24 protein-coding genes and 1 pseudogene are annotated in these 25,802 nt (G+C 66.0%); 9 read left to right on the top strand and 16 right to left on the bottom strand.

Annotated elements, in window-relative coordinates:
- Window positions 1–3: 3 nt before the first annotated feature.
- From MRBLWH12_RS10990 to MRBLWH12_RS10930, 13 genes are all read right to left on the bottom strand, one after another.
- Window positions 4–849, bottom strand: coding sequence for a carbohydrate ABC transporter permease (locus tag MRBLWH12_RS10990; protein WP_341977824.1), 846 nt, complete (start codon window positions 847–849; stop codon window positions 4–6).
- 53 nt (window positions 850–902) lie between these two features.
- Window positions 903–2,270 carry an ABC transporter substrate-binding protein gene (locus MRBLWH12_RS10985; RefSeq protein ID WP_341977827.1) on the bottom strand — a complete coding sequence of 456 codons (1,368 nt, stop codon included), beginning with the start codon at window positions 2,268–2,270 and terminating at the stop codon, window positions 903–905.
- Window positions 2,271–2,688: 418 nt separating this feature from the next.
- A complete protein-coding gene (locus MRBLWH12_RS10980; RefSeq protein WP_341977829.1) occupies window positions 2,689–3,135 on the bottom strand; it encodes a single-stranded DNA-binding protein in 447 nt (148 codons plus the stop codon).
- Complete coding sequence (locus tag MRBLWH12_RS10975) at window positions 3,132–3,650, bottom strand: hypothetical protein (protein WP_341977831.1); 519 nt, start codon at window positions 3,648–3,650, stop codon at window positions 3,132–3,134. Before MRBLWH12_RS10975 ends, MRBLWH12_RS10980 begins: the two co-directional genes overlap by 4 nt.
- Window positions 3,647–4,042 (bottom strand): hypothetical protein, encoded by a 396-nt coding sequence (locus MRBLWH12_RS10970; protein ID WP_341977833.1) that lies wholly within the window; start codon window positions 4,040–4,042, stop codon window positions 3,647–3,649. The genes MRBLWH12_RS10975 and MRBLWH12_RS10970 overlap by 4 nt, the downstream gene beginning before the upstream one ends.
- Window positions 4,039–5,889, bottom strand: a complete 1,851-nt coding sequence (locus tag MRBLWH12_RS10965) for a type IV secretory system conjugative DNA transfer family protein (protein ID WP_341977835.1) — start codon at window positions 5,887–5,889, stop codon at window positions 4,039–4,041. Before MRBLWH12_RS10965 ends, MRBLWH12_RS10970 begins: the two co-directional genes overlap by 4 nt.
- Before the next feature lie 12 nt (window positions 5,890–5,901).
- Window positions 5,902–7,182: a MinD/ParA family ATP-binding protein gene (locus tag MRBLWH12_RS10960; RefSeq protein WP_341977837.1), complete on the bottom strand. Its 1,281-nt coding sequence runs from the start codon at window positions 7,180–7,182 to the stop codon at window positions 5,902–5,904.
- Between the two features lie 11 nt (window positions 7,183–7,193).
- Window positions 7,194–8,795, bottom strand: coding sequence for a hypothetical protein (locus tag MRBLWH12_RS10955; protein WP_341977839.1), 1,602 nt, complete (start codon window positions 8,793–8,795; stop codon window positions 7,194–7,196).
- On the bottom strand, window positions 8,795–10,288 hold the full coding sequence (locus MRBLWH12_RS10950; protein ID WP_363548805.1) for an SCO6880 family protein: 1,494 nt from the start codon (window positions 10,286–10,288) through the stop codon (window positions 8,795–8,797). Before MRBLWH12_RS10950 ends, MRBLWH12_RS10955 begins: the two co-directional genes overlap by 1 nt.
- Entirely contained in the window at window positions 10,285–11,760 is a 1,476-nt protein-coding gene (locus MRBLWH12_RS10945; protein WP_363548804.1) for a hypothetical protein, read from the bottom strand. Before MRBLWH12_RS10945 ends, MRBLWH12_RS10950 begins: the two co-directional genes overlap by 4 nt.
- The gene (locus MRBLWH12_RS10940) at window positions 11,760–12,056 is read right to left on the bottom strand and encodes a hypothetical protein (RefSeq protein ID WP_341977845.1); all 297 of its coding nucleotides are present in this window, start codon (window positions 12,054–12,056) and stop codon (window positions 11,760–11,762) included. The genes MRBLWH12_RS10945 and MRBLWH12_RS10940 overlap by 1 nt, the downstream gene beginning before the upstream one ends.
- A gap of 37 nt (window positions 12,057–12,093) precedes the next feature.
- Window positions 12,094–12,702, bottom strand: a complete 609-nt coding sequence (locus tag MRBLWH12_RS10935) for a M23 family metallopeptidase (RefSeq protein WP_341977847.1) — start codon at window positions 12,700–12,702, stop codon at window positions 12,094–12,096.
- 1 nt (window position 12,703) lies between these two features.
- The gene (locus MRBLWH12_RS10930; protein ID WP_341977849.1) at window positions 12,704–13,435 is read right to left on the bottom strand and encodes a hypothetical protein; all 732 of its coding nucleotides are present in this window, start codon (window positions 13,433–13,435) and stop codon (window positions 12,704–12,706) included.
- Window positions 13,436–13,820: 385 nt separating this feature from the next.
- Here MRBLWH12_RS10930 and MRBLWH12_RS10925 point away from each other — a divergent pair, with 385 nt between their 5' ends.
- A complete protein-coding gene (locus MRBLWH12_RS10925; protein WP_341977851.1) occupies window positions 13,821–14,144 on the top strand; it encodes a helix-turn-helix domain-containing protein in 324 nt (107 codons plus the stop codon).
- 364 nt (window positions 14,145–14,508) lie between these two features.
- Here the strand turns inward: MRBLWH12_RS10925 and MRBLWH12_RS10920 are convergent, their stop codons facing one another.
- The 3 genes and pseudogenes from MRBLWH12_RS10920 to MRBLWH12_RS10910 form a co-directional block, all read right to left on the bottom strand.
- Window positions 14,509–15,324, bottom strand: coding sequence for a sulfite exporter TauE/SafE family protein (locus MRBLWH12_RS10920; protein ID WP_341977853.1), 816 nt, complete (start codon window positions 15,322–15,324; stop codon window positions 14,509–14,511).
- On the bottom strand, window positions 15,311–15,934 hold the full coding sequence (locus MRBLWH12_RS10915; protein ID WP_341978331.1) for a flavin reductase family protein: 624 nt from the start codon (window positions 15,932–15,934) through the stop codon (window positions 15,311–15,313). The genes MRBLWH12_RS10920 and MRBLWH12_RS10915 overlap by 14 nt, the downstream gene beginning before the upstream one ends.
- 51 nt (window positions 15,935–15,985) lie before the next feature.
- Window positions 15,986–17,746: pseudogene (locus tag MRBLWH12_RS10910) on the bottom strand (phosphoenolpyruvate carboxykinase (GTP)); the annotation flags it as partial.
- Between the two features lie 385 nt (window positions 17,747–18,131).
- On the opposite strand from MRBLWH12_RS10910, the gene MRBLWH12_RS10905 reads away from it, so the two are divergent.
- The 8 genes from MRBLWH12_RS10905 (at window position 18,132) to MRBLWH12_RS10870 (ending at window position 25,776) form a co-directional block, all read left to right on the top strand.
- The gene (locus MRBLWH12_RS10905) at window positions 18,132–18,908 is read left to right on the top strand and encodes a cyclase family protein (protein ID WP_341977855.1); all 777 of its coding nucleotides are present in this window, start codon (window positions 18,132–18,134) and stop codon (window positions 18,906–18,908) included.
- Entirely contained in the window at window positions 18,905–19,666 is a 762-nt protein-coding gene (locus MRBLWH12_RS10900; protein WP_341977857.1) for an MBL fold metallo-hydrolase, read from the top strand. The genes MRBLWH12_RS10905 and MRBLWH12_RS10900 overlap by 4 nt, the downstream gene beginning before the upstream one ends.
- A 403-nt stretch (window positions 19,667–20,069) precedes the next feature.
- Window positions 20,070–21,293: an ABC transporter substrate-binding protein gene (locus MRBLWH12_RS10895; protein ID WP_341977859.1), complete on the top strand. Its 1,224-nt coding sequence runs from the start codon at window positions 20,070–20,072 to the stop codon at window positions 21,291–21,293.
- Between the two features lie 6 nt (window positions 21,294–21,299).
- The gene (locus MRBLWH12_RS10890) at window positions 21,300–22,040 is read left to right on the top strand and encodes an ABC transporter ATP-binding protein (protein WP_341977861.1); all 741 of its coding nucleotides are present in this window, start codon (window positions 21,300–21,302) and stop codon (window positions 22,038–22,040) included.
- Window positions 22,027–22,749 (top strand): ABC transporter ATP-binding protein, encoded by a 723-nt coding sequence (locus tag MRBLWH12_RS10885; protein ID WP_341977863.1) that lies wholly within the window; start codon window positions 22,027–22,029, stop codon window positions 22,747–22,749. Before MRBLWH12_RS10890 ends, MRBLWH12_RS10885 begins: the two co-directional genes overlap by 14 nt.
- Window positions 22,746–23,630, top strand: coding sequence for a branched-chain amino acid ABC transporter permease (locus tag MRBLWH12_RS10880; RefSeq protein ID WP_363548799.1), 885 nt, complete (start codon window positions 22,746–22,748; stop codon window positions 23,628–23,630). Before MRBLWH12_RS10885 ends, MRBLWH12_RS10880 begins: the two co-directional genes overlap by 4 nt.
- On the top strand, window positions 23,627–24,769 hold the full coding sequence (locus tag MRBLWH12_RS10875; protein ID WP_341977868.1) for a branched-chain amino acid ABC transporter permease: 1,143 nt from the start codon (window positions 23,627–23,629) through the stop codon (window positions 24,767–24,769). Before MRBLWH12_RS10880 ends, MRBLWH12_RS10875 begins: the two co-directional genes overlap by 4 nt.
- Window positions 24,766–25,776: a Gfo/Idh/MocA family oxidoreductase gene (locus MRBLWH12_RS10870; protein ID WP_341977870.1), complete on the top strand. Its 1,011-nt coding sequence runs from the start codon at window positions 24,766–24,768 to the stop codon at window positions 25,774–25,776. The genes MRBLWH12_RS10875 and MRBLWH12_RS10870 overlap by 4 nt, the downstream gene beginning before the upstream one ends.
- Window positions 25,777–25,802: the final 26 nt, after the last annotated feature.

The following is a 25,802-nucleotide window of genomic DNA, read 5'->3' as shown; positions in this document are numbered from 1 at the left end:
GGGTCAGTCCTTTGCTGCGAGACGCTGGAGCGGCAGGATGACCACGAGCACGACGGCCATCAGCACGATGCCCATGGCTGCCGCGCCGCCGACCTTCTGTTCACCGAAGGCCATGAAGAAGATGTCGATACCGGGCACTGTCGTCGCCCGTTCCGGACCGCCCTGCGTTGTGATGTAGATGATGTCGAATGCCGCGAGTGCCGCGATGACAGTGAGGGTCGCGCTCACCACGAGCTCACGGCGCAGTCCGGGAAGGGTCACGGCGAAGAGCTCCTGAAACGGGTTCGCCCCATCGATGCGGACCGCCTCGTACAGGGCGGGATCGATCTTGCTGATGCCAGCGGTCAGCAGCAACGTCACCAGGCCCAGCAGAGCCCAGGTGCCGATGAAGCCGACGGCGATGAGCGCGGTGGCGGGGTCGGCGAGCCAAGGCCGGGTGACCGCCCCCAGACCCGTCGCGGTGAGGATCTGGTTCACAGCCCCCTCTCGGGAGTAGATCCAGCTCCATCCGATGGCAGCCGCCACGATCGGGATCACCTGGGGCATGAACAGGATGGCCCGGGTGACGCCCGATCCTCGCCGCTTGGCCGCACCGCGGGTGAGCACCGCGGCGAGAAGGCCGAGGGTCAGGGTCACCCCGGTGAAGAACACCATGAGCTCGAATGCATGCAGCAACGAGATGAGGCGAGCCGGGGAGGAGAATACGTCGACATAGTTCTGCAGCCCCACGAAGGTGGCGGTGCCGATGCCATTCCAGTCGTAGAGGGAGAACTGAGCGGCCTTCGCGAACGAGCCCAGCACGAGCCAGCCGTAGAGCGCGGCCGCGGGCGCGATGAAGAGCAAGCTCATCAGAGTGCGCCGTCTGTTGATCCCCCGTTGCAGGAGTCCTCCCCGGCTGCTCATCAGTTCATCAACTCCGACTCATAGGCGGCCTGCACCGAGTCGACGAAGTCTTGCGGCGTCTTCGAGCCGAGCATCATCGACTGCATCAGTCCGTTGAGGGTGGACAGCGTGAATGCCTGGCTGACGTTCGTGAACGAGTCCACGGCGCCGTCCTCGCGAAGCACCTGCTCGAATGCTGCCGAGGTCTCTTGGATCAGTGGCACGTCGGTCACGGGTGCGGGCAGGTCGGTCGGCCCGGCCGGCGAGCTGCCGATCGTATCCACGATCAATTGCCGTCCGACCTCGTCGGTTCCCAGCCAGTTGAGGAAGTACGCGGCGACATCCTTGTTCTTCGCGCCGGCGGGGATGGCGTGGTTCGAGGGGAACGCCATCGCGTACTGCTTGGCGTCCGCGTCTTGGTTGGGCATGAGGAAGAACCCCACGTTGTCCCCCATGGCCGCGACCAGGCGCTGCGCCTCCCAGTCGCCCACGGCGACGAACAACGATTTGCCGGCCTGGAAGTCGCCCATCATGGTCGGATAGTCGACCGACACGGCATCCTTCGAAATAACGCCTTTGCCCTTCCACTCCTGCAGCTTTGCCGCCGCATCGACCATTGCGGGCTGGTCGAACGTGGCCCCGGGCTCCTGAGCGCTCCAAGCACTGATCTCGGGAGCATTGCCGAACGAGTTCTGCACCTGCTGCAGCAGCAGGGGCGTGCCGGCATCCTTGGCAGCGACCGAGAATCCGAGGTATCCGGCCGCAACGGCCTCTTCAGCGGCGGCTTCCATATCGTCGAACGTCTTCGGCGGCTCGGTCATGCCCACCTGCTCGGCGATCTCTTTGTTGTAGAAGACGCCGGTGACGTTGTTGCCGATCCCGACCGCGTAGAGCGGACCGGAACCGCGCTGTCCGTCGGGGCCGACGCGGTTGATGTCGAGCAGGCCCTGCGACCAGGTGTCCCACCCGTAGGCGTCGAAGTAGGGATCGAGGTTCGTCAGCAGGCCGTCCTTCGCGGGCTGCGCGATGGTGGGAATGAAGATGACGTCGGGCGGGGTATCGCGGGTGAGGATCCGAGACAGATTCGTCGCGACGTTCGCGTTGGCCTCAGCGACCACATCGAACGTGACGTTCGGGTGCTGCTCCGTGAACGCCTCGCCGATCGTCTTCAGAGCTTCACCCATCTCGGTGTTGGACAGGATCTGCAGGGTGACCTCCTCGCTGGTCAGCTGGGTCGAGACAGGACCGGCAGGATCCGATGCGGCGGGTGCGGATGAACCGGGAGGAGCGCACGCGGCCAGCGCGACTCCGACGACCGCAACGGAGGCGAGCGCGAGCACGGCACGACGCGAACGGCGCGGCCGGGCGGGTCGATGGATTCGGGACATGAGGTTCTCCTTGGCGTCGACTGTGACGAGCGGTAACGACTCATGATCCCGCGTGGGGAACTACGGAGAAGCCGCAGATCGTGCGCGGTAACGCTAGCCGAAGCCGCCGCGCGGCGGTGTCGGGTGGGCGTACCCCGTGGAGTGGGGCCGCCAACGGTCCCGGAGCGAAAGAACCCTTATGCGCCGAGGGGTGAGCGATGGGCGGATAGTCGGTTCCTCGGAATCCGCAGGTCGGCCCGCACCGGCACCACCGATCTACAACTCGGGTGAGAACCCGCGACTCCGTTGAGGCTTTCCTCAGGTAGGTGAGTTTACCCAGAGCCGGTGACGTAGGTCGACACGCACATCGACGACAAACGGCCCCAATGAGGAGCGGGACGAGAGTACGCTGACTCTCGTCCCGCTCTCTTGATTCAGGTCAGCGGACAACCCCCGCTCCGGCGTACGAGGCCGGTGCTGCTGTCGGGCCCGTAGCGTCTGCTGCGGGCCTTTCAGCTTTTGGGGCGCGATCCACGGTGACGCTGGCGAATTTCAGCGAGGCGCCGACGTTGTCGGCGACGACGTCGCGGGTTTCGCGGGTCTGGCCAGTCTCCTTGTCGGTGTAGGTGCCGAACCGGAGGTCGCCGGCGACGATCACGCTGTCGCCCTTGTGGAGCGAGTCTGCGATGTGCCGCGACTGCTGGTTGAACGCGACGACGCGGTGGAACACCGTGCCGGCGTCTTCCCAGCGGTTGGTCGTCTCGTTGAGGCGGCGGTCGTTGACGGCGACGGTGAATCGGGCGTACTCGTTACCCGACTCTCCTGTGCCGTGCTCGGGGTCACCGGTGAGGTTGCCCTCGATGGTGACGGGGATCCTCGTAGTCATCTCTCTTCCTTTCTGTTGTGCGACGCCTGGACAGGCGTCGCGATTGCGTGGGCCTGGCTGGTCCACGCAGTCCATTCCTGTTCGTCGATCACCCACGAGCGCGGCGTTGCGGCATCATGCCCGCGTGCGCAGCCGCCGGAGTATGCACGGTTCATGCGGGGGATTGCGAGGCTGAGACGTTCGTGCCATCCGATCGGCCCGAACCCGGCATCGGACGGATCAAACGCAGCGGTGTGCGCTATATGCAGTGCGGAGAGTTCCTCGACGAGTTGCCCGTGCTTGAACCAGCACGCTGGGACGACCGATTCGGAGACCCGATAGCGAAGCGAGAACCACTCGACCCATGCCCGCAGCTCGTCCCATGCTTCGCGCGCATCGGCGTCGGTGAGGGTGCGCCAGTTCACGACGTGCGCGCCGAGCGGCACGGAGCTGGCGTGGCGGATGTCGGGTTCGAAGTCGCTCAGCTCGGCAGCGAGGAGGTCGTCGAGGTCGGGCGGTTCTTCGTAGCGGGTCATGACGAGGCTCCTTCGGCGGGTTGCAGCTTGCGGCGGAGTCGTTCGAGCGCGAGGTCGGATGCTGCGCGGCGGGTGCGATTCCGGGAGAGGACGGCATCGCGGTCCAGGAGACGGTGGAGCAGATCGTGGCAGTACGGATGCATCGGCACGAGGTCTTCGTGCGTTTCGAGCGCCTGCCATCGCCCCTGATCGAGGACCACGCCGACGTAGTCGAGGTGGTGCAGCTCGAGCTGCGCCTTGCTCGCAGCACGCCCGCAGCCCGCGCACGCCAGCACCCGACCGAACGACGCCTCTTCGGTGAACCAGCGGTCGCGCCTCGCGAACCAGACCGGTGAGTGCAGGAACTCAGACCGGTAGATGTTCAGCAGCCCGGGACGGCGACGATTGCTCATTCGTCGTTCACCGCCTCGGCCGGAGCCGCCTCCGTCGAGGCAACGTCACGGGAGGATGGTTGTGCGGCGGGCTGAGTCGCGCGGGACGCGGCGTCGAACACGTCGCGCTGTTCGACCTCGGTCTGGCGTTTCCCGGATTGAATGCTCGCCGCGTCGCGACGTTCGTCCCAGCCGGCGAGGTCAAGGAGCACGCTGCGCCGGTTGCGGTACGCGAGCAGCCCCGTCGTTGGTGGGAGTCGGCGGATCTCGTCGACCGACATCAGCGGGCGGCGCTCGTGCTGCTCGCTCGCGGAGTGCCCGGCATCCCTGGTTGACCACGAACGTTGTGTGCGCTGCGTGTCGCGCGTGCCCAGCAGTGACTCGATGTCGCGGAGGTGGCCGACGTGGCTGGCGCCGCCCAAGAGCACTTTCGCGGTCGCCGCGGCCCAGATGGTGTCAGCCTCCGCCCGCGACCAGGAGGTCTCGGCTTGGGAGAGAGCCTGCAGGACGATGAAGGTGCAGATGCCACGACCCCCGCCGTCGGCCATGATCCGGGGCAGGTTGCCCCACCGGAACATGTTCGCGATCTCGTCGAGGATCAGCCCGAGCGGGTGCGCAAGCCGGGACCCCGGGGAGGCGAGCGCGGTGGTGCGGGCGACCTCGACGATGTCGTCGAGCAGCGCCCCGAGCCATCCGCCCATCGCTGAGGCGCCTGACGAGGACCCGATCAGGTAGAGGGTGTTCGCGGCATCCAGGAACTCCCGCGGGTCGAGCGTGGGATCACCCGGTCGGGGCATCAGGGCGTCGCGGATCTGCGGGACGGCGAGCGGTGCGACGGCGCCCTGTACTCCGAACCAGATCGAGGAGACGAGCTTTTCGTCGCCGTTGATGGTCGCGTCGAGGCTGTCGCCCCAACCTGGGGCGCCGTCGCGCTTGAGGATGTCGACGGCGTCGCGGGTGAGTGCAGGGCTGGATCCCCAGTCGTAGAGTTCGGCGATCGTCTTCCGGCCCACGGCTGCGGCGTGCAGGAGTCTGCCGAGTATGACACCGGATGCCTGCGCCCACTCCCCGTTGGTTGTCGACGCGCCGAGCGCGGTGCCGGTGATGATCGCGGTGCCGCGTTGCATCGCCACCAGCGGATCCTCGCAGCCTGCGATGGGGGAGACGCGGAGCGGATGCCGGATGCCGGAGAGCCCTTGCGGGTCGAACACGTGCACGTCGCCGCGAGCCTGCCGGGTCCGCATCGTCGCGGTCAGGTTGTCGTTGGTGGTCGAGGTGGTGATCAACGGACCGGACCAGTCGACGATCGCGGAGACCAAGACGCGATACCCCTTGCCCGACCGCGGCGGCCCTTCGAGCGCCACGGAATCCTCGATCGAGACGTAGACATCCTGCTGGCGGGAGCGCCCAACGCGCCAGCCGACGTCGGTAGCGGTGGGCTTGGCGAGATCCGGCCGGAGTTGGCGTGCGCGGCGGAGGACGGCGCGGGCGGACAGGTGCTCGCGGATCTCGGAACTCGTCGCGAACCCCGGCCGGGTCCGCAAGTCGGTGATGAACGCGCGGTCCGACTCCCGGTACCGACCTACCGCGACCAGCACCCACACGGTCGCGCTGGCAATCAGCAGGACAGCGGCGAGGTCGGCAATGCGGATCCCTGTGATGGGTAGGGCGCATCCGGCGGGCGCGGTGTAGCCAGCCGGGTCGCCGGTGATCGCAAGCCCGAGCCCTGCGAACAGGTTGCCAGCGGTAGGTCGTGCACCGCAGATAAGGCGGGTGACGGCCTCCGCGATGAACCCGAACACGAGCGCGAGGATGACCGCGGCGCCGATGAGCACCGTGACTCCTTTCCCGAGCAGTCCCTGATTCATGACGCCGGCTCCTCAGAGCGCCCCGGCGACAGATGCGGCGGCGCTCAGCCAGGCGTCGCGGGTACGGCGGTGTAACGCATCGAACCGCAGCGGTCCGGCTTTCAGCGCGCGGTCGAAGGGGATGATCTCGACGGCGCGGACGAGCGGACGGAACCCCTCGGCGATGCGCCGTGCCGTCCGTTCCGCCGGCTCGGATTGGGTGACAATGACGACCGCCCGGTCGGCGAGGTCGGCGGAGCGTTCGTCGCGGCCGCGGAGCGCGTCCAGGAGCAGTGCGGCGGATTCGGCGGATTCCGGGGTGGCAAGGGTGGGGATCACGAGCTGGGAGGAGCTGTCGATCATCCGCAGCCACCGATCAGCGGATTCGTCGTTACCGGAGTCAAATACCACGAGGCGGAAATAGCGGGCGGCGACGCGCATCAGCAGGTTGAACTCGGAGGCGGCGATGCGCTGATCCGTGGCGAGAAGCTCCGGGTTCGAACGCAGCACGTCGTACCGGTCGGTCGCCTGGTGATGCACGAACCGCGTGATGTCCGACACCCCGGCGCTCAGCTCGAGTAGCCCGGGGGCAGCGGGCACCAGGTCGCGGAGGGTGGTGTCGTAGAGGCCTTGTTCGGTGCGCCAACCGAGGGTGCCGCGGGTGTCGTTGTTGTCCCAGGCGAGCACGTTCCCGCCGCCTTCACGGGCGTACACGGCGGCGAGCATCGCGCAGGTCATCGTCTTGCCTACGCCGCCTTTGCCGTTTGCGACGGCGATCGTGCGGCATCCGGCCCAGTGCATCGATACGGCCGCGACCCAGTCGGCCCGCCGACGGTCGGCATTCGACGGCCGGATGTTGATCCCGATGCCGGCGAGGGCACCACGCCACCCGGTGGGTCGGGAGGCGGCCTCTGCAACGGGGGTGAGGAAGGTCGGACGGGGAGACTCCGCAGCCGACATGGCGTCAACGGCATCGGGCTGCGGGGTCGGTACCGTAAGCTCCTCTCCGCTCGTCGACGCGTCCGCGATGTCGGGGACGGGACCGGTTGGGGAAGCTGTCGCGTCCGGCGTGATCGCCGTGAATGTGCCATCGGTGCCGACGAGGAGGTGGTGGGAGCCGCGGTCGCCGGCGGTGATGAGTTCGACCGGGGTGCCGGTGCGGCGGGCCTCTTCGGTGGCGCGGCGGACGACCGCGTGGCGGATGTCCTCCTCACCGGTCGGTGTGACGGGTTCGGTGCTGCCCTCGAGGGTGATGAAGGTCGCCTGCGGCCCGGTGACGGTCGCGTAGGTGCGGGGATGGGTGACGATGCTCATGGTCAGTGCTCCTAGGTGAGATCGAGTGTGAGATCGCGGGATTCGGGGATGACCCAGCCGCCGAGGCTGGTGTCAGGGCCACTGGGCCAGTAGGCGTCGAGGGCCTCGGCGTCCAGGATTCGGAGGGCGTCGTCGTGGTCGGCGGCGGAGACGGCGTCGTCGGTGGCGAACAGTTCGTATTCCCAGTCGGTGCTGGTGGCGAAACAGTCGACGAGGTAGGAGAACTGGCCCACGTAGGCGAGGAACTCGCCCTTCCGCAGTTGCCTAGCCATCTCCACGTGCGGAGCTGGAAGGTTCAACCGCTGGCGGAGGGCAGTCTGCTCTTGGTGGTTGACGCGGAAGATGAACTTGTTCTCGATGTCGCCGACGATCGAGTAGGCGAGGGAGCGTTCCATCGAGTCGGCGTCGCCGACAGCATCCAGGTCGCCCATCTTGTGCAGGATCACGATGTTGCTGATCCCGTAATGGCGGGACAGCTTGAGCCACTGCTGGAACATCTGCAACGACGCCAGCGAGGTCATGTCGCGCCATCCTTCCTCGCGGACCACGTAGCGGGTGCGGTGCGCGGCCCGGTCGCTGATCACCGCCTGGATCCACGCCGTCGAGCACACCTGCGTGAGCTGGGCGGCGAGGTCACCGCGGGCGAACAGCTCACTGGTGTCGGTGACGACGATCGGCGCGTCCTGGTCGAACTCGACCGTGGACTCGTCTTCGAAGAGCCCGGACAGGTCGCCGTCAACGAATCGGCGCAGCACGAACAGAGGCTGAATGGCGCCGTCGGACGCACGGAACGCGGCATCGGACTCTTCAGCGATGGTGCCGAGCTCCTGGTAGACACCGCGGAGCGTCGGCCGGTCATCGGTGTGCGCGATGCACCGCTCCAGTGCGTCGAGGATCGCGGCGTGCTCGACCGCGGTAAGGCGGTTGCCGAGCGTCAACTCGATCAGCGAGATCAGGGTGCCGATGCGACGTTGCTTGACCATCTGCTCGTGCTGCTCATCCGTCGTGTCGGTGCGACGCGGGCCGCGGTCGAGCGGATTGAGGCGGGTGCCGGTGCCGCCGCCGAGGCGGATCACCTGCCCGCTCGGGATCGCCTCCGCGACCGCGACCCACTCGCCCTTGGGGTCCGAGGGAACGACAACCTGGTGCCCGAACGCGATCGACCGCGTGACGAGGGTCTTCACCGTCGCGGACTTCCCGCCCCGGTATGCCCCGAGTACGAGGATGTTCGTGGAGAACGTGCCGCGCTCGGTGTCGTCGACGTACGCCTCCCACGGGGAGAAGTGCCACAGCGCGTCGGCGTTCAGGTCGACGCCCAGGATGGGGCCGCGGTGTCCGAGCCCGGAGTCGGCGACGAACGGGTAGATCCCGGCGATGTGCTGCGAGGTCGCCTGATGCGCCGGGACCACCGCCTTCGCCAGATTCCAGTACCCGCCCTGAACGAAGCCGGGGCCGAACGGCCCGCGCACCGGTGCCTCGGGAAGAGAACGGTCATGACGTGTCGTGCGAGCGGGCGTCGCCTCTCGCTGCTCTTGCGCGACCTGACGTCGCAGCTCGCGCTTCTGCCGTCGGGTGAGGCCGGTCGGGGTGAAGGTGGCGGCGTGGCGGGTCATCACTTTATCCCCAATCCGACCGGGATCGCGTTCACCATCAGCGCCTCGGCCTGCTGGCAGTACAGGATCTGCGCCTCCATTCCGGCGCGGGACAGGGCGTTGCGCATCCCCGCTACGGCCTGGTCGAGGCGCTCCTCGTCGGATGCGGTGATGGTGAGGTAAGCGCCGTACTGGAACTCGCCGTGCCCGTTCGCAATTTCCTGTTCCTGCTGCTCCAGGGCACGCCAATCCGCAGCATCCGCCGCCGATCCGTCCGCCCCGCGCTTCGCGCGGAGCGACTCGTTGCCACGCCACACCTTCTTCTCGTCACGGATCCGCTTCAACGCTTTGGACACCGGAACCGGGGTCAGCACGATGGAGAGGATGTGCGTGATCGCCTCACCCGTGTTCGGATGCCGGGCGAACACGACGGGGGAAAGGAACCCGACGGGAGAATCGGAGCGCGGCCACTCGTGCACCCACATGGTCGTGTGCACGCCGGAGTCGGTAACGACGATCCCGTTGCGTCCCTTCGGCTCATCGAGGAACATCGGGCCGATCGCGACCGGATCGACCCCGGCGAGCTGATCGGGACGGTTCTGCACGATCGGCGCGAACTCCGGATCGAACGCCAGCCGGCCGAGGGCTGCGACATCACGAACTGTCAACCAGCGGCGGACGGTGATCTTCGCGGCGGTCAGCGCGTCGGCGAGGTTGCCGGATTCGATCTGCGCGAGAGCGAGGATCGCGTCCTTCCCGCCGCCGAGCGCCTTCAACTGCGACCCGAGCGCGACCAGGTCGAGGGTGAGGATGACGTAGTTGCGATGCGCGACCTCGAACCGCTCCGACTGATCCATCACCTCCTGGTAATTGCGGGCGACCGGCGAATCTGCGGCGATGTTCCTGACTCGGCGGACGGTGTCGTAGTGGTCGCGGGCGGCGCGGATCGTGGTCGGCAGGGTGCGCTCTTGCAGGGTCACCCGCTTCATTCCGGGGCGCTGGGTGAATGGTCCGAGGACCCGGTCGAACTGCTCCGCGAGGTCGAACCGTTCGGGGAGGTCGTGCATCAGGAAGCCCTGCACTTCGAGTTCCGCGACGACCGACACGGACCGGTCGTGCGGGTTGTAGACGGCAGCGAGACCGTTCACATCCCACAGCTGCAGCGACGCACGGATGCCGGGAAGGTTCAGCGTGCCAGCAAGTTCGGGGCGCTCGGGGCGGAACGTGTGCGTCGTCGCCCCGGTACGGCTACGGAGCTTCTTCATCATCCACAATGCCGCCATCCGAGGGGTGGAGACCCCACGGAGGCTCGTCAGCGCGGTCACCCCGAACCCCAGATACAGCGGTGCGCCGTACAGCAGCCCGAGCGGCCCGAATCGGTTCACGAAGAGCAGCAGAACGAGCGCCGCGATGGCGAGGAAAGTCAGCTGCCAGGGATCCATCCCCATCACGACGCCCTGCCTCGACCGACGCGGCAACCGCACCGGACGTGCGTAGTCGCTGTTGATGGTCATGATGGGCTCCCCTCAGCCTGCGGTTTCTGAGCTTGCGGTGATGCTTTCGGCGGTGCCTGCGGCGAAGCTTGCGGCGAGGGACGCGGTGTTGATGCGGTGGGACCGCCGGAGTGGGATCCGCCGGACGTCGTGGCCGTGCGATTCCGAGTCGGTGTGGATGCACGGCGGAGCGCACCCGACCTGGCGCCGGTCTTCGACATCGGGCCGGTGCTCTTGGGACCGCCACCCGGCGAGTGGATACCGGAGGGGAGACCGCCGAGCCGAGTCGGGATACGCGCGGCCGTGCGCCCTGCGTTCCCGGCCATGCGCCCGCCGTGAGATCCGAGGCGAGAGCCGACGCCGTCGGCGGCAACCGCGCCGACGAAGCTGAACAGCCCGAAGATCGCGAAAGGTGCGAATGCGACGAGGACGAGTCCGACCAGCAGCGGCCAGGACTGCGGATTCCAGATCGTCTTCACGCTCGCGAGCCCGTTGATGATAAGCGTGACGAACCCGATCGTGAGGGGACCGGTCAGCAACAGGACCATCACAGCCGAGGAGTAGCGGACGACCCATTGCGGACCGACACCGCGCACCGGGAACAGCATCCACGCCACCGGTCCGACCATGATGAGCGCGGCGAGCACGATGTTGCGGAACGTGAACACGAGCATCAGCAGCAGCATCCCGAGCATGAGGAGACCGTGGATCAGGAAGGCGAAGAAGTAATTCGCCTGCCCGCCGGCCCACATCACCGACTGCAGCGTCGAGAACAGCGCAAGCGGACCGTCGCGGTTCATGATGTACCAGGTCATGTCGTCGATCGCGTTCAACAGGTGGCCCGTCAGCCACAGCGTGATCGGCACCGCGGGGACCGCGATGAACGACCGCACCAGAGCGCCCACGAGCTCCTCGCGATCACCGGAGACGACGGCAGCGGCGACGGCCCAGACCATCGCGCCGAAGGTGATGATCAGGATCGCCCACTGCCAGAACGACCACTCGCCGACCGCCGCGGCCCACAGCAAAGTGCTGGTGTCGAAGCGCATGGCATCCGCGACGAGGAACATGATCGCCGTCGCCGCGATCGCCATGCCACGACCCGCGTTCTCAAACGTGAGGCAGACGGCATCCCCGAGGCTGCAGCCGTACTTCACCAGCAGGGGAGTGCCGCCGTCGGCCTGAATGGCCTTGACGTGTCCTTCGTAGGTCGTGCAGACCATGGCGCGCTCACCGCCGAACGAGACCCCGACGAAACACTGCTGGGCCGTGACCTGCTGTGTGTCATTCGGGGTGCAGTTGACCTGCCCGCTCGAGCTCTGGCAATCGACATCGAACGCGGGAGCGGACCAGGGTTCGCCACCGACGGATGCCGACATGGGCGGGGTATTGGCGGCATCCGCAGGGGTGCTGGCCTGGGCCGCGCTGCCCGAGGCGAGCACCAGCGCGATCCCGACGGTGACGCCGAACCGGAGCGCGCGCAGCATGTTCATCAGAACCCGAAGTCGAAATTCACGAACCAGGCGAACAGGCCGGATGCCGCACCGAGGACGGCGGCGGCGATGAAGATCCAGAGGATGTTCTCGCCCGCCCAGGTGCGCACGCGATCGGAGGCAAGGCCGCGGAAGGCGAGGGCAGCGCCGGCGATGATCAGCATGATCAGGACGACGAGCATCGCGCCCGCGAGGATGTACGACGCGATGACTTGGAACCCTTGGAAGAACGGGGCAGAGAAGTCCGGTTGGATATCGGGGACGTCGACCTCGCCAGGGATGGTGTTCGTGAACATGGGGATCTGCTCCTTGCGGTGGGGGCCTGCGCGGGCCCTATTTCAGGGGAAGGCCGAGAGCGGCCATGAACGGCTCCGGATCTACCGGAGTTCCGGACTTCTGAACTTCGAAATGCAGATGGCATCCGAACGACGCGCCGGTGTCGCCTTCCGCACCCAGAGGTGTGCCTGCCGTGATCTGCTGCCCTTCGACAACACGGATCGATTCCCATTGCATGTGGCCGTACAGCGTGACCAGCGAGTCGCCGTGATCGATGCGGACGGTGTTTCCCCAGCCGTAGTACGACCCCGCCGTGATCACTTCCCCGGGCCCAGCGGCGAAGATCGTCGAGCCGCAGCCCTGAGCCATGTCATAGCCCTTGTGGTTCGTGGAGCAGTAGCTGCATCCGTCCACCGGGTCGTATCCGAACCCGCGGCCCTTGGTGTATTCGCCAGCGAGCGGGTACCCCCAGTCGCCGCTCGCTGCCGGAGGATTGGCGCCGGGTTCAACGATGCCCGCGGCGCTCCCTGCGACAGCGAACGGGATCGCGATCAGCGGAGTCAGCGCGAATGCCACAGCGAGCAGGATGACCAGGATCGCTCCGCCAAGGATCCGCCGGCCAGTCCTCGTATTGAGGGCTGCGGCGGCGACGGCGGGGACACCCATGTCAGGGCTCCAACGGCTCCGTGAAGTAACGCACCACCTTGCAGTCCCCAGACTGCTGCGCGCTATCGGGCGTCGGTACGGATCCGGCGCCGCACAGCACCTGGACACTCACCCGCACCTGCTCGTCATAAGACGTCTCGCTGCCGTCGCCATCTGACCGCGTGAAGGACAGCGTCACGTCCGCGGTCCCGATCGACATGTCGCCAGACGCGTCATCACTGACCGGCACGAAGGCGATATCGCCAGTCGTGGCGGCAACGACCCGGCCGTCTTCGTTCGCGAGCGAGTCCCAGTCCTGCTGGGGGAGCACGACGCCTTGACGCATCAATCCTTGCGAATCCGTCATCGCGGCCTGCTGATCGGCTTCGGAGTTGAAGCGGGTGTCGGGCGTGAACCAGGTGTCGAGGTAGTCGAGCCACGCTTCTCGCTCGCCCTTCGTCGTGTCGAAGGAGGATGCGGCTTCGAGCGCGGCGCGAATATACGTTGCGGCGTCCGTCGTGATCGGTTCGGGTCGCCAGCCGCGGTCGGCGACGGAGGGGTCGACGACCTCGTCATCACCCGGGGTCGTCTGTGGAGTGGGCTGCGTTGTCGGCTCCCCGGTCGGATCTGTGGGCGTCGGCGTCCGCTGTGTCAGCAAGGAGCCGATGATGATCGCCACGATGCCAGCGACCAAGACGAGGCCGCCGGTGATGGCCCACGTCAGTCCGCGCCGTCCGGAGTTTGCGCTCGTCACTATCGCCGACCCCCCTGATGATCCGGGATGGCGACCGTGCACGGACGGTACGGCTCGCGCGACGGTTGCCGTGCGGGCATTCTACGCACGAGGTAGGCCGTCATGTAGCGACTTTTGGCCAGATTGTGGATAACTCGGATGCCGTCGGCCTTTGTGGATCCCGCAGCCTTGGGCCTTCTGGCGGTGGGGGATTCGAGCTGTTCTGCCCGGATATCTGGGGCTATCTCGTCAGTGGGCCCACGGAACTGGAGGGGCTTCGAGGCCACCATCTGGATCGTGCGAGCCGTGGACATGCCCACACTGTATAGCAGTGTGGGCGTGAAGTACAGGTCTAAATCGGATGGTTCGCTGGACCGGTAGCCAGGCAGTGCGAGAGAATCGGAACATGCCACGACTAGCTCAGCCGGCGGGATCCGAAGACGCCCAAGACCCGATCGCGCTCCTCGGGAACCTCGTCAAGGCCGCGATTCTACGGTTCCTCCGCAGCAACCCCGACGTCACTGTCGGCCCGATCTGTGATGCTCTCGTGCTCGGGCCGACGACGATCCAGCCGCGACTTAACGAGCTCGAGGCGGCAGGGCTGGTGATCGCCGATCCGCCGAGTCTAGAGGGAGGATCCCGCAAGGGTGTCTGGGTCAAGTATCGGGTGAACAACGAGGCTGTGACTGACCTCTACCTTCGCTTGGGACTAGCGATCGGGGAGTTCTAAGAGTGGGCCAGTTCAGCCCGTTGATTGCGGCGGTCGACCAGATCAGGATCCTCGCGAGATCATTGCGAGAGCGTCGGCTTAGGGATGGGCAGTTTTCGCCCGCTCGTGAGGCACAGTGATCTGGACATGCAGTTCGCCGAGCCCGCCCGCTACCGGGCGGGCTCTTCCAGGAGAGGTCGCACACGAGGCCAGAGCCATCGTCCGCAACGCCGAGCGTGCCTTCGTCGATCAGGGCGAATCCAGGCGGGTGGGGATCTAGTGGGATTGCGATGGTCTGAATCTGCTGATCGGCATTCGCGACGATGGCGATCCGACATCATGACCTGCGCCTTGTGTACAGGGGAAGACCATCGCGCGGTGGCGACTAGCTCGCTTCGCTCGTCTTCCGGCGCGCACGGAGGTGTTTGACGATCAACTGTGTCGTCACTGCGACGATCAGCACGGAGAAGGCGATGTTCGACGCGAGGGGAGTGATGTTCGTTGCGGTCAACAGGCCGAGCGGAGAAGCGATGCACGCGGTGATGCCCACGGTCGCGGCAACGCGCATATCGAAGTTCTTCCGACGCACGTTTCCGATCGTGCCGGATAGGGAGCCGGGGATCATCATCAGCAGCGAGGTGCCCTTGGCGTTGAGGTCGCCCGCTCCGAACAGCAGCATCAATGCCGGCACGACGATGATCCCGCCTCCCACGCCGAGAATCCCGGAGAGGATTCCGGTGAGCACACCGAGAGCAGCGAGTCCGGCGACGGCCCAGCCGTCGATGCTGATGGTGTCGCCGCGGTCGGGGATGACGATCCACAGGCTGATGACGACGCCCGCCATGAACACGATGAAGATCCAGAACAGCACCGACCTGGGAAGCCGCGACAGCAGGTAACTACCGATCTGCGCTCCTCCGATGATCCCCGCTGCCAGGATCGCGCCAGCGACCCAGTCGACGTGACCAGCGATGCCATAGCTGGTGGCGCCGACAATGGCAGTGGGAAGGATTGCAGCGACCGAGCTTCCTGCGGCCCGCCGTTGATCGATGCCCAGGAGCACCAACGCGGGCACGACGATGATGCCGCCGCCGACGCCGAAGAGGCCAGAGAGATACCCGGCCGTCAAGCCCAGGACCATCAGGCCCCAGAGGGGGATCGGGCCCTTGGCTGTTGCTTTCGTCGCGTTACCAGATGCCATCAATTGTTCCCTCCGTGGTGCGAGGCCGCGAGCGTGGTGACGTGATCGCGGAACACGATGTCCACGAGTGCGGATCTGATGGCAAGATCACGCCGGAGGCACTGGGGTAGTCACCCGGCTCTTGCCTCGCGCGGTTGGGGTGAGCGTGCGGTCGTACGGATCCCGATTCTGAGTTCTCAACGATCTCCGTTGCCTCCGCGATGCAAAGCGTTGAGGCACCCGCGCGAACGCGGTTGACGACCCGGGCGCGAATCACGACCGATGCATCCATGAAATAAGGCTCGCCGGTGGATAGTAGAGACCATTTCCCGGTATCGCCGAAACGATCTGCGCCGCTCAGGGTGCCGAGCCTTGCCAGCCAGGAGGAGTCTGTGTCGGGCATGTGCACGACGACGGATTCTGTCTCGAGGATGACGGGTGCGTTCGAGGAGAGATCGGGTACCGAGAACACAAGCAACGGCGGTTCGGCGCTGAGCGAGGACAGGGAGCTGACAGTGAGAGCGATGTGCTGCCCGTTCTCGGTCGCGGTGACTAAGGCAAAGCCTGCGGGGTGATTGCGGAAGGCGCTCTTGAACTGGTCAGGGGAAACGGTCTCAACGGTTTGGAACACGCGGCCCTCATGCTCCTCCGGAGTTCTCGGGTTCCGTCCGGCGGCGATGGTGAGCCTGCTACGCAGCGATGCGAGCTCGGCGCGGAGAGCTGCCGGCAGCTTGTCGCCGAAGGTGTCGAAGAACTCCTCGGTCAGGTCGGCCTCGGCGAGCCAGGCGGCGGAGTCGATCGAGAACAGCTCCTCGAGATCGGCGTCGGCGATGTCGAGTCCGTCCAGATTGAGGTCCTCGACGCGCGGCAGGCGGCCGATGGGGCTGTCCACGGCGGGCACTTCACCGGCGACGCGGCGGATGATCCAGTCGATGACGCGCGAGTTGTCGCCGAATCCGGGCCACAGGAACCGGCCGTCGGAGCCGCGGCGGAACCAGTTGACCTGGAAGATCCGCGGCGCCCGGTCGAAGCGCAGGCTGCGGCCGACCTTGAGCCAGTGCGCGAAGTAGTCGCCCATGTTGTAGCCGCAGAACGGCAGCATCGCGAAGGGATCGCGGCGCAGCTCGCCGAGCGTGCCCTCGGCCGCGGCCGTGCGCTCGGAGGAGATGGTGGATCCGAGGAAGACACCATGCGTCCAGTCGGTCGCCTCGACCACCAGCGGGACGTTGGTCGCACGACGCCCCCCGAACAGGATCACATCGAGCGGAACCGCCTGCTCCCAGTCCTCGGCGATCTGCGGGCACTGGGCGGCCGAGACCGTGAACCGGGAGTTCGGATGCGCCGCCGGACGACCGGAATCGGGCGTCCAGGGGTTGCCCTCCCAGTCGATGAGCTCGGCCGGTGCCTCGTCGGTGAGGCCCTCCCACCAGACGTCGCCGTCGGGGCGGAGTGCGACGTTGGTGAAGATGGTGTTTCCCCACAGCGTCTCGACGGCGGTGACGTTCGTGGACTCGCCGGTGCCCGGCGCGACGCCGAAGAAACCGGCCTCCGGGTTGATCGCCCACATCCGTCCGTCGTCGCCGGGGCGGATCCAGGCGATGTCGTCGCCGAGCGTCTCGACCTTCCAGCCCGGGATCGTCGGGCGCAGCATCGCGAGGTTCGTCTTACCACAGGCAGAGGGGAACGCCGCCGCGACGTGGTACGCCTTGCCCTGCGGGTCGATCACCCGGATGAGCAGCATGTGCTCGGCGAGCCAGCCCTCATCACGCGCGATCACCGACGCGATGCGGAGGGCGAAGCACTTCTTCGCAAGGATCGCGTTGCCGCCGTATCCGGAGCCGAAGGAGTAGACCTCGAGCGAGTCCGGGAAGTGCACGATGTACTTCTCGTCGTTGCACGGCCACTCCACGTCCGCCTCACCTGCAGCGAGCGGGTCGCCGACCGTGTGCACCGTCTTCACCCAGGGCGCGCCCTCGGCGATCCGGCGGGTGACGGCGTCGCCGACCCTGGTCATGATGCCGATGGATGCCACAGCGTAGGCGCTGTCGGTGATCTGGACGCCGATGTGCGAGAGCGGGCCGCCGACCGGGCCCATCGAGAACGGGACGACGTACATCGTGCGACCGCGCATCGAGCCCTCGAAGAGGCCGGTCATCTTCTGGCGCATCTCGGCCGGATCCGCCCAGTTGTTCGTGGGTCCGGCATCCTCTTCACGCTCGGAGGCGATGAAGGTGCGCCCCTCGGTGCGGGCGACGTCGCCGGGGTGCGAGCGGGCGAGGTAGGAACCGGGGCGCCACTCGGGGTTGAGCTTGATGATCTTGCCCTCGTCGACGAGCCCGCGCAGCAGCCAGTCGTTCTCGGCCCGTGAGCCGTCGACCCAGTGCACGTTCGCGGGCTGAGTGAGGGTGCGGATCTCCTCGACCCAGGCGGCCAGCTCGGCCATCGCGGGCGTGTCATAGCGCGGCGCAGAGGGCGAGACGTTCAAACCTGAACTCTTCACGACGGTTCCTTCCCAAGAATCCTCGAGACCAGTTCCCACCCCACAGTGCCCCTTGATCAAAAGTGAGGGAGGGTGAGGCCACGAATCGTACGCTATCACTGAACGTCGGGCCGCGGTCAAGCATCACTTGAGTCATGACTGCGACGGCTGATTGTCACTCATCGCGCAGTTGCAAAGGATTGCATAGATGTTAAGCAAGGATTGACACTGTGAGCATGGTCCTGCGATGATTGGCCCGCTAGGCGCGTCGAACCCATTGCGGTCCCGGCCGCAATGGGCTTTGTCGGCGAGCAGGCAGCTCGCCGGCCCGACATACGAAGGCGAGATGATGGCGCAACTGGGTAACCTGCTGAATTCCCTCTCAAACGGTGACGTGACGATCATCGATCTGACGAACAAGCTGACCGAGAACACGCCCAGCCTGACGCTTCCCAAGCCGTTCCCGAGCCCGCTTCCGTTCTCGCTGGACGAGATCGCGGCCTACGACGAGCGTGGGCCGATGTGGGCGGCGAACGACATTCACATCGGCGAGCACACTGGCACTCACCTGGACGTGCCCATCCACTGGCTGACCGGACGCGAGGGCACAGACGTCTCGGAGACTCCCCTGACACGACTGGTCGGACCAGCGGTCGTCATCGACTTCACGGCCGAGGCTGCGGCCGACCCGGACTTCCTGGTGACCGTCGACCACCTGAAGGCGTGGGTAGCGGAACATGGAGAGTTCCCCGACAACGCCTGGCTTCTGTTCAGGACGGGCTGGTCAGTCCACAGCCAGAATCCGGAGAGGTTCGTCAATGCCGACAGCACGGGCTCGCATACCCCAGGATTCACCGCGGAGTGCGCACGCTGGCTGGCGGAGGAGACTCGCATCTCAGGCGTAGGGGTGGAGACCATGGGCCTGGATGCGGGACTCGGTCACGGTCTGGACCCCGAGATGCCGATGCACTACTACCTCCTCGGCAACGACAAGTACGGCGTCACCTCACTGCAGAACCTGGATCTGCTTCCGACGACGGGCGCAGTGATCGTGGTCGCCCCGCTCCCGATCGTGGGGGGCACGGGCAGTCCGGCTCGCGTCATCGCATTGGTGGAGCAGGCATGACTATCAGCATCGAACTGACGAAGTTCGGCCACGCGTGTGTGCGACTCGAGAAGAACGGTCGGCGGATCGTCATCGATCCCGGTGAGTACAGCGACCCGGCGCCGGCGCTCGAAGGCGCCGAGCACATCCTGATCACCCATCAGCATCCTGACCATCTGGAAGAGGGTGCGGTGCTGCGGCATCTCGCAGCGAACCCCGACGCCACGGTCCGCGCTCCCGAGGTCCCAGCGGCCCGTCTTCTCGCTCAGGCGGCGGGGGCCGGTGTGAAGGACAGCCAGATCATCGCCACTGGAGCGGGAGAGCAGTTCGACAGCGCAGGCTTCTCGCTCCGCACCGTCGGAGGTCAGCACGCGGTGATCCATGCCTTCATCCCGGTGGTGGCGAACACCGGGTACATCGTCGACGGCTTGGTGTATCACCCCGGCGACAGCTTCATCGTTCCGGCTGGGCCCGCCCCTGACACGCTGCTCGTGCCTTTGAGTGCACCCTGGAACAAGATGGCCGAGATGGTCGACTTCATCACTGCTGTGCGCCCGAGGCAGGCCGTCCCAGTGCACGACGCTCTGCTCAACGAGACCGTCGGGCGGCCGCTGTACATCAAGAGAGCGCGGATGTTCGCGGATCGTCACGGTGTGGAATTCACCGATCTCGGGGTGGGGGAGACGATTGTGATCGAGGGGCCGGCGCCGACTGACGTGGATGCCGGCGCGGACGCCGTCTTCTCGGACAAGTTGGATCTCCGGCACTTCAACGGCTGACAACGCCAGTAGTACGACAGCGACGCGTTCAGCGTCACAGCACGCACCCCGCCAGACCGCTGTGGCGGGGTGTTTTGCTGTCAAATCGGCCTTGGAGCGGATCTCCATCCGGAGAATCCACCCTTTGGAGTGTTAAGTATTGATTACGGCTTAACCGGTGACTTCAGTCGTGCTGTACGGTCGCGATCAGAGGACGCGAGCAATGAAGCTCAGATCCTGAGTCTGGTCGATGCCCACAAGGTGTCGAACGGGCTGACAAGTATCGAGCGATTGGCTCGAAGCCAGTCTCCTTCCGCAGCGTCCGAGAATCTCTCTGCTGCACACCCCGGTCCGTTCATTCACACATTCCGTGGGCGGGCGCCGGGGAGGGGCCCGAGCACCATCACAGAAACAGGTAGCGGTCATGACGCATCACAAATTCTCACAGGCAGCCAAGAACGTCGTATTGATCTCCTTGCTCGGCGGAAGCGTTGTCCTCGCGGGCTGCGCCGGACCTTCCGCTGACAGCAAGCCGGACTCTGCCGCCGGCGAGCTCTGCGCTGACGGCAAGATCACGATCGGCTCAGCGAAGGCGCTGAGTGGCTCCTTCTCGTTCTACGACACCGCAGGCTCCCACGCGGAAGAACTGGCTGTCGAACTCGTCAACGAGCAGGGCGGGATCAACGGTTGCAAGGTCGAGTTGGTCACGCAGGACATGAAGTCCGACCCTGCGGTCGGCCGGCAGGTGGCCCGTGAGCTGATCGCCGGCGGTGCGGAGGTCTTCCTGCCTCCGAACAACGAGGGCCTCGGCACCCCTGCTGCTCAGGCGGCCCAGAGCGAAGGGATCTTCAGCATGGCCGGTGCATCGGGCGACGACTATGCACCCGGCGTGGGATCCCTGTTCGCCACCGGCGGCAGCATGGCGAGCTTGAACGGCAGGGCGGCCGCTGCGTTCGCGAAGGAGCAGGGATATGACTCGGTCTACTACATCACCAACGATACGTTCGCGTACTTCGGCACTGTCGAGGACTACTTCCGCGAGGACGTCGGGAAGGACCTGAAGGAGCTCGGCAGCCAGGCGATCGAGTTCGGCCAGACCGACTTCGCCGCGGTGATCAGTGACATCAAGCGCACCGTGGATGGTGGTGAAAAGCCGATGATCCTCCTGGCGACGAACTACCCGGATGCACCGACCATGATCAAGCAGCTGCGCAAGGCCGGACTGGATACTCCTGTGGTAGGCAACGCGACATGGGCGACTAAGAACATGGTCGATGCCCTCGGTGGCTCGACGAACAACGTGTTCTACACGGCCGGTGCCTACACCGAGGGCGACGATGCCGATGAGGCGACCGTCGCGTACGTCAACCGCTACAAGGAGGCGTACGACACCTTCCCGGAGAACCACCAGGCGGTGGAGTCCTACTGGACGATGTGGGCGTTGTTCGACGCGATCGAGAAGGCCGATTCGACGACCGGAACGGAGATCGAGAAGGCGCTGTTCGCTCAGAAGGATGTCGAGCTTCCGATGCGCACCGTCTTCGAGTGGAAGGACGGGCACATCCTCGGCAGCAACGTGGTGGTGGGGTTCACCGCCGACGGCGCCTTCGAGCAGGTCAGCTCGTACAACCTAAGCGGCGGGGAGTGAGGACCGTTGGAGGCGCACACGCAGCCGATCGTCTCCGTCCGCGGGGTCGGGATGTCGTTCGGCCAGTTGATGGCTCTGGCCGATGTGACACTCGACCTCGAGCAGGGCGTCTGCACCGGACTGATCGGGCCTAACGGCTCGGGGAAGAGCACTCTCGTCAACTGCCTGTCGGGACTGCTGAAGCCGACGACGGGATCGATCGCCTTCGGGGGCAAGGAACTCCATCATTCATCGATGCGCGCACGCGCGAAGGCGGGTCTCGCTCGGAACTTCCAGAACCTCAGGCTGTTCGATTCCCTGACTGTTCGCGAGAACATCGCCGTGTCCGCCGGCCTGGCCAGCGGCGAGCGGCGTGCTTCCGAAGAGATCGTCACGCAGACTGCGCGTCTGTTCGGTCTCGAAGACGATCTCGATGCTCGCGTCGGTGACCTTTCCTGGGGTCACCGGCGCAGGGTGGAACTCGCGCGGGTGATCAACGGCGTTCCTCGATACCTGCTCCTGGATGAGCCGGGAGCAGGACTGGACCTGTCCGAGCGTCAGAAGCTCCCCGGCATCATCGGAGACCTCACGGCTCGCGGGGTGGGATCACTTCTCGTGGATCACGACATGTCGCTGATCTCGAGAGTGTGCACGCGGGTACTCGTGCTCCGCCAGGGGCAGCTGATATTCGACGGAACTCCGGCCAGCGCGTTCAAGGACCCGCAGGTTCTCGAGTGCTATTTGGGAGAGAGACATGACGCTGCTTGAGGTATCGGATCTCTTCGCGGGCTATGGCGCCGGTGACATGGTCCTCCATGGAGTGGACCTCAGCCTCGCCGCCGGACAGGTCACCGCTCTGACCGGAGTGAACGGTGCGGGCAAGACGACCCTCGCCTCGGCTCTTGCGGGGAGGGTGATCCCGACTGCGGGCCAGATCCTCTTCGACGGTGTGGAGGTGACCAAGACGTCGGTGCAGGACAGGGTCCGTAAGGGCATCGTGCTGTGCCCGCAGGGGCGGGAGGTGTTCCCCGCTCTTTCGGTGGCGGAGAACATCCGTCTGGGCGCGATCAACCGTCCGGCATCGACCCGGAAGGGCGCCGTGGAGCAGATCTTCGATCTCATCCCACTGCTCACGCCCTTCCGCAACAGCCGCGCCGGCTCACTGTCGGGCGGACAGCAGCAGCTGGTCGCGATCGGTCGTGCGCTGGCCGCGCAGCCCGAGGTTCTCATCGTGGATGAGCCCTCCATGGGATTGGCGCCGACGACCGTCGACTCGGTCTACGAGATCCTGGGCGCGCTGACGTCGACCGGCGTGGCGCTTCTCGTGATCGAGGAGTCGCCGCTGCGGCTGGTCGACCTCGCCGATCACGTCGTCGTGATGCGCGGTGGAGAGATCGTGATCTCCGGAGGCGCATCACTTCTGCAGGACGAACGGGTACTCACCGAGGCCCTTCTGGGTGAGGGGACGGCACAATGACTCAGCTTCTTCAAGCGCTCTTCGACGGCCTCTCGCAGGGCGGCGTCTACGCCGTGCTGGCGGTGGGTGTCGCACTGGTGAGCGCGGTGATGTCGTTCCCGAACTTCGCCCACGGCTGGCTCGTAATGTGGGCGGCGTCTCTGACCGTGTTCTTGAGCGCCTTCGTTCCGCTTCTCGTGGCGGTCTCCATCGCGACGCTCGTCGCCGTGGTGATCACGGCTGTCGGCGGTCAGCTCACTTTCATGACGGGACATCGGGCACCCAGCGAAGTGATCATGCTCAAATCGCTGGCGCTCGGGCTGGTGTTGCAGTCCGCAGCGGTCCTCATCTTCGGCGACGCACCGCGGCTGTATGCGACCCCGGAGTGGTTCGGAGAGGTCGTGGTCGTCGGAGACCTGCGCATCGGAGTGTCCAGCCTGGTCAGCCTAGCGGTCGCGGTCGTGGCGCTCACCGCGCTGCTGGTGCTGCTTCGGGGCACGGACCTCGGTTTGATGATGCGGGCCACTGCCCAGAACCTGTCGACATCGGCGCTGGTCGGAATCCGCACCCGCCGAGTCGTCCTGACAGCACTCATCATCGCGGGTGTCCTGGCGGGCATTGCCTCCTTCCTCTGGTATGCGAAGGCCGGCAGCGTCACGCCTCGCTCGGGCCTCGAAGTCACCATGGTCGCGTTCGTCGCGCTCGTCCTGGGCGGTCTGCGCAACGTGGGTGGCGCGGTCGTGGGGGGACTTCTGCTCGGAATGGTCGATGCATTCATGGCCACCTACCTGCCCGGTGAAGTCCAGGGCTACACGCGGGCGTTCACATACATCCTGCTCATCGTGGTGCTGGTGCTGAGACCCGATGGAGTGCTGCAACGAAAGGTGGTGCTGACGAAATGACACGCATCTTCACGATGTCCCAGGACCGAGTGCAGACGACGGGAGGATATCTCAGCGCTGTCTCAGGGCCGACGACACTCGCTGTCGTCGCCGTCGCGGTGGCATTGGCAGTTGACAGCATCACCGGCGGGACGCTCGAAGCGATCCTGGTATCCGGGCTCGTCTTCCTCTGCCTGACGGTCTCGCTTCAGGCCCTCATGGGCAACACGGGACTGATCTTCTTCGGCCAGTTCGCGTTCGTCGCGGTCGGCGCATACGTCTCGGGGGTGCTCACCGTTCCGGTCGCTTCTCGCGGCGCGCTCCTGCCCGATCTCCCGCCGTGGTTGGAAGAGCTCGAGGTGAGTTTCGGTGTCAGCATCCTGGCCGGCGCTCTCGCTGGCGCTGTGGTCGCGGCCATCGCGAGCCCTGTGCTGGTCAGGGTGTCCGGTCTGGCTGCCGCAGTGGTGAGCCTCGGCCTTCTGTTCATCGTCGGCGACATCATCCGCGAGTCGCCCTCGATCACGAGGGGCGCGATGATGTTCCCCGGTGTGCCCTTCGACACCAACCTCGGTGTCGCCGGACTCACGGTCGTGGTCATGACGCTGGCCGCTTCGGCGTTCAAGTTCTCCCGGTGGGGGCTGCAGGCGCGAGCCGGTCGTGATGACGCGGTCGCCGCAGAGTCGTCCGGTCTTTCCCAGACGCGGGTGAGGATGCCCGCGCTGGTGCTCGGTGGACTCCTGTCCGGCGCCGCCGGCGCTGTCTGGGCTCACTATCTGACGTCGTTCTCTCCGGCGACCTTCGGCATCGACCCCGCGATCGTGGTCGTCATCATGGCGGTGATCGGGGGACTCAACAGCGTCAGCGGAGCCATCGCCGGCGCATCGATCGTCGTCATCTGGCAAGAGCTGGCGAGGCAAGTAGAGGGTGGTCTGCTGCTGTTCGGGACACAGCTTCCTCGTCTGCCGGAGTTCGGCACATTGACGCTCGGCATCGGCCTCATCATCGTGCTCGCCGTTCGGCCGCACGGACTACTGGGCTCGCGGGAGCTCCAGTTCCTGCGTCCGTCGCTGAGCCGCTCGTCGGCGTCCTCCGGCTCTCAGCCCGGAGTGCAGGGCGCGACGGATGACTTGCAGAACCAGAGAGGAAAGGATCAGAAGTGAACAGAATCCGAATCGGAGCGATCGGCCTCGGCATGGTGGGCTCCGCGCAGGTGAAGACGATCGCACGCTCGGTCGGCGCAGGAGAGCTGGTGGCCGTCGCCGACGTAGACCAGGACCGAGCGCAGACCATCGCCGAGTCGCTGCCGGGTGATGTGAGAGTGTTCGCCACGGCGGAGGAACTGATCGCCTCCGACGCGGTCGATGCGGTGACGATCGCGTCCAACGCCGAATCTCATCTCTCGCTCGTCCTCGCCTGCATCGAACACCGCAAGCCGGTGTTCTGCGAGAAGCCTCTCGCCCTCACCGCAGCGGACTGCGAACTGATCGTCGACGCGGAGGTCCGCGCCGGACGGCGTTTCGTCCAGGTGGGGTTCATGCGCCGCTACGACGCGGCATTCGTCGATCTCAAGAACGCGGTCGACACCGGGGATCTCGGCGAGGTCGTGTCGTTGCAGTTCGTCCACCGGGCCGCAGACGTCCCGTCGAGCGTCGGTTCGTCCGCTCACACGACGGAGGCGGTCGTGCACGAGGCAGACAGCACTCGGTGGCTCCTGGACGACGACATCGTAGAGGTGCGGGTCACCGGCAACGGTGGGCGGTTCGGGCTCGACGAGTGGCTGGATCCGCAGTTCTTCTACTTCCGCACCGCACGCGGCGTCATGATCTACTCCGAGGTCTTCCTGCACGCGACCTACGGCTACGAGATCGGATGCGATGTCGTCGGTCGCTCGGGAGTGGCTCGTCTCACGAACTCGCCGCCCGTCGCGGTGAGCCTGGACTTCCGCACGGCGGGTGTGCGGGAGAAGGACTTCACCGTCCGGTTCGGTGACGCCTACCGGCGTGAGCTCGAGGTCTGGGCTGCAGACGCGGTCCAGGGCATCGTGAGCGGACCCAACGCCTGGGACGGCTACTGCGCGGCTGCGGTGACCGATGCTTGCCTGGAATCCCTACGCAGCGGTACCCCGGTCCAGGTTCAGACACGTACGCGCCCTCCGCTCTACGGATGATCCGCAGCGCGGTCGGTCCTGTTCAT

Source organism: Microbacterium sp. LWH12-1.2 (assembly GCF_040675825.1).
In the GTDB taxonomy this organism is placed as follows: Bacteria; Actinomycetota; Actinomycetes; order Actinomycetales; family Microbacteriaceae; genus Microbacterium.
The sequence above is the reverse complement of the archived record's forward strand: the minus strand, read 5'-3'. Positions and strand labels throughout refer to the sequence as shown.

Bases quoted from the DNA above. Each gene is read 5' to 3' on its own strand.
- MRBLWH12_RS10960 (WP_341977837.1), bottom strand. From the start codon at position 7,182: ATGAGCATCGTCACCCATCCCCGCACCTACGCGACCGTCACCGGGCCG.
- MRBLWH12_RS10920 (WP_341977853.1), bottom strand. From the start codon at position 15,324: ATGGCATCTGGTAACGCGACGAAAGCAACAGCCAAGGGCCCGATCCCC.
- MRBLWH12_RS10875 (WP_341977868.1), top strand. From the start codon at position 23,627: ATGACACGCATCTTCACGATGTCCCAGGACCGAGTGCAGACGACGGGA.
- MRBLWH12_RS10985 (WP_341977827.1), bottom strand. From the start codon at position 2,270: ATGTCCCGAATCCATCGACCCGCCCGGCCGCGCCGTTCGCGTCGTGCC.
- MRBLWH12_RS10950 (WP_363548805.1), bottom strand. From the start codon at position 10,288: ATGACCATCAACAGCGACTACGCACGTCCGGTGCGGTTGCCGCGTCGG.
- MRBLWH12_RS10980 (WP_341977829.1), bottom strand. From the start codon at position 3,135: ATGACTACGAGGATCCCCGTCACCATCGAGGGCAACCTCACCGGTGAC.
- MRBLWH12_RS10990 (WP_341977824.1), bottom strand. From the start codon at position 849: ATGAGCTTGCTCTTCATCGCGCCCGCGGCCGCGCTCTACGGCTGGCTC.
- MRBLWH12_RS10900 (WP_341977857.1), top strand. From the start codon at position 18,905: ATGACTATCAGCATCGAACTGACGAAGTTCGGCCACGCGTGTGTGCGA.
- MRBLWH12_RS10885 (WP_341977863.1), top strand. From the start codon at position 22,027: ATGACGCTGCTTGAGGTATCGGATCTCTTCGCGGGCTATGGCGCCGGT.
- MRBLWH12_RS10945 (WP_363548804.1), bottom strand. From the start codon at position 11,760: ATGAACATGCTGCGCGCGCTCCGGTTCGGCGTCACCGTCGGGATCGCG.
- MRBLWH12_RS10880 (WP_363548799.1), top strand. From the start codon at position 22,746: ATGACTCAGCTTCTTCAAGCGCTCTTCGACGGCCTCTCGCAGGGCGGC.
- MRBLWH12_RS10925 (WP_341977851.1), top strand. From the start codon at position 13,821: ATGCCACGACTAGCTCAGCCGGCGGGATCCGAAGACGCCCAAGACCCG.
- MRBLWH12_RS10895 (WP_341977859.1), top strand. From the start codon at position 20,070: ATGACGCATCACAAATTCTCACAGGCAGCCAAGAACGTCGTATTGATC.
- MRBLWH12_RS10935 (WP_341977847.1), bottom strand. From the start codon at position 12,702: ATGGGTGTCCCCGCCGTCGCCGCCGCAGCCCTCAATACGAGGACTGGC.
- MRBLWH12_RS10940 (WP_341977845.1), bottom strand. From the start codon at position 12,056: ATGTTCACGAACACCATCCCTGGCGAGGTCGACGTCCCCGATATCCAA.
- MRBLWH12_RS10955 (WP_341977839.1), bottom strand. From the start codon at position 8,795: ATGACCCGCCACGCCGCCACCTTCACCCCGACCGGCCTCACCCGACGG.
- MRBLWH12_RS10905 (WP_341977855.1), top strand. From the start codon at position 18,132: ATGGCGCAACTGGGTAACCTGCTGAATTCCCTCTCAAACGGTGACGTG.
- MRBLWH12_RS10970 (WP_341977833.1), bottom strand. From the start codon at position 4,042: ATGAGCAATCGTCGCCGTCCCGGGCTGCTGAACATCTACCGGTCTGAG.
- MRBLWH12_RS10965 (WP_341977835.1), bottom strand. From the start codon at position 5,889: ATGAATCAGGGACTGCTCGGGAAAGGAGTCACGGTGCTCATCGGCGCC.
- MRBLWH12_RS10975 (WP_341977831.1), bottom strand. From the start codon at position 3,650: ATGACCCGCTACGAAGAACCGCCCGACCTCGACGACCTCCTCGCTGCC.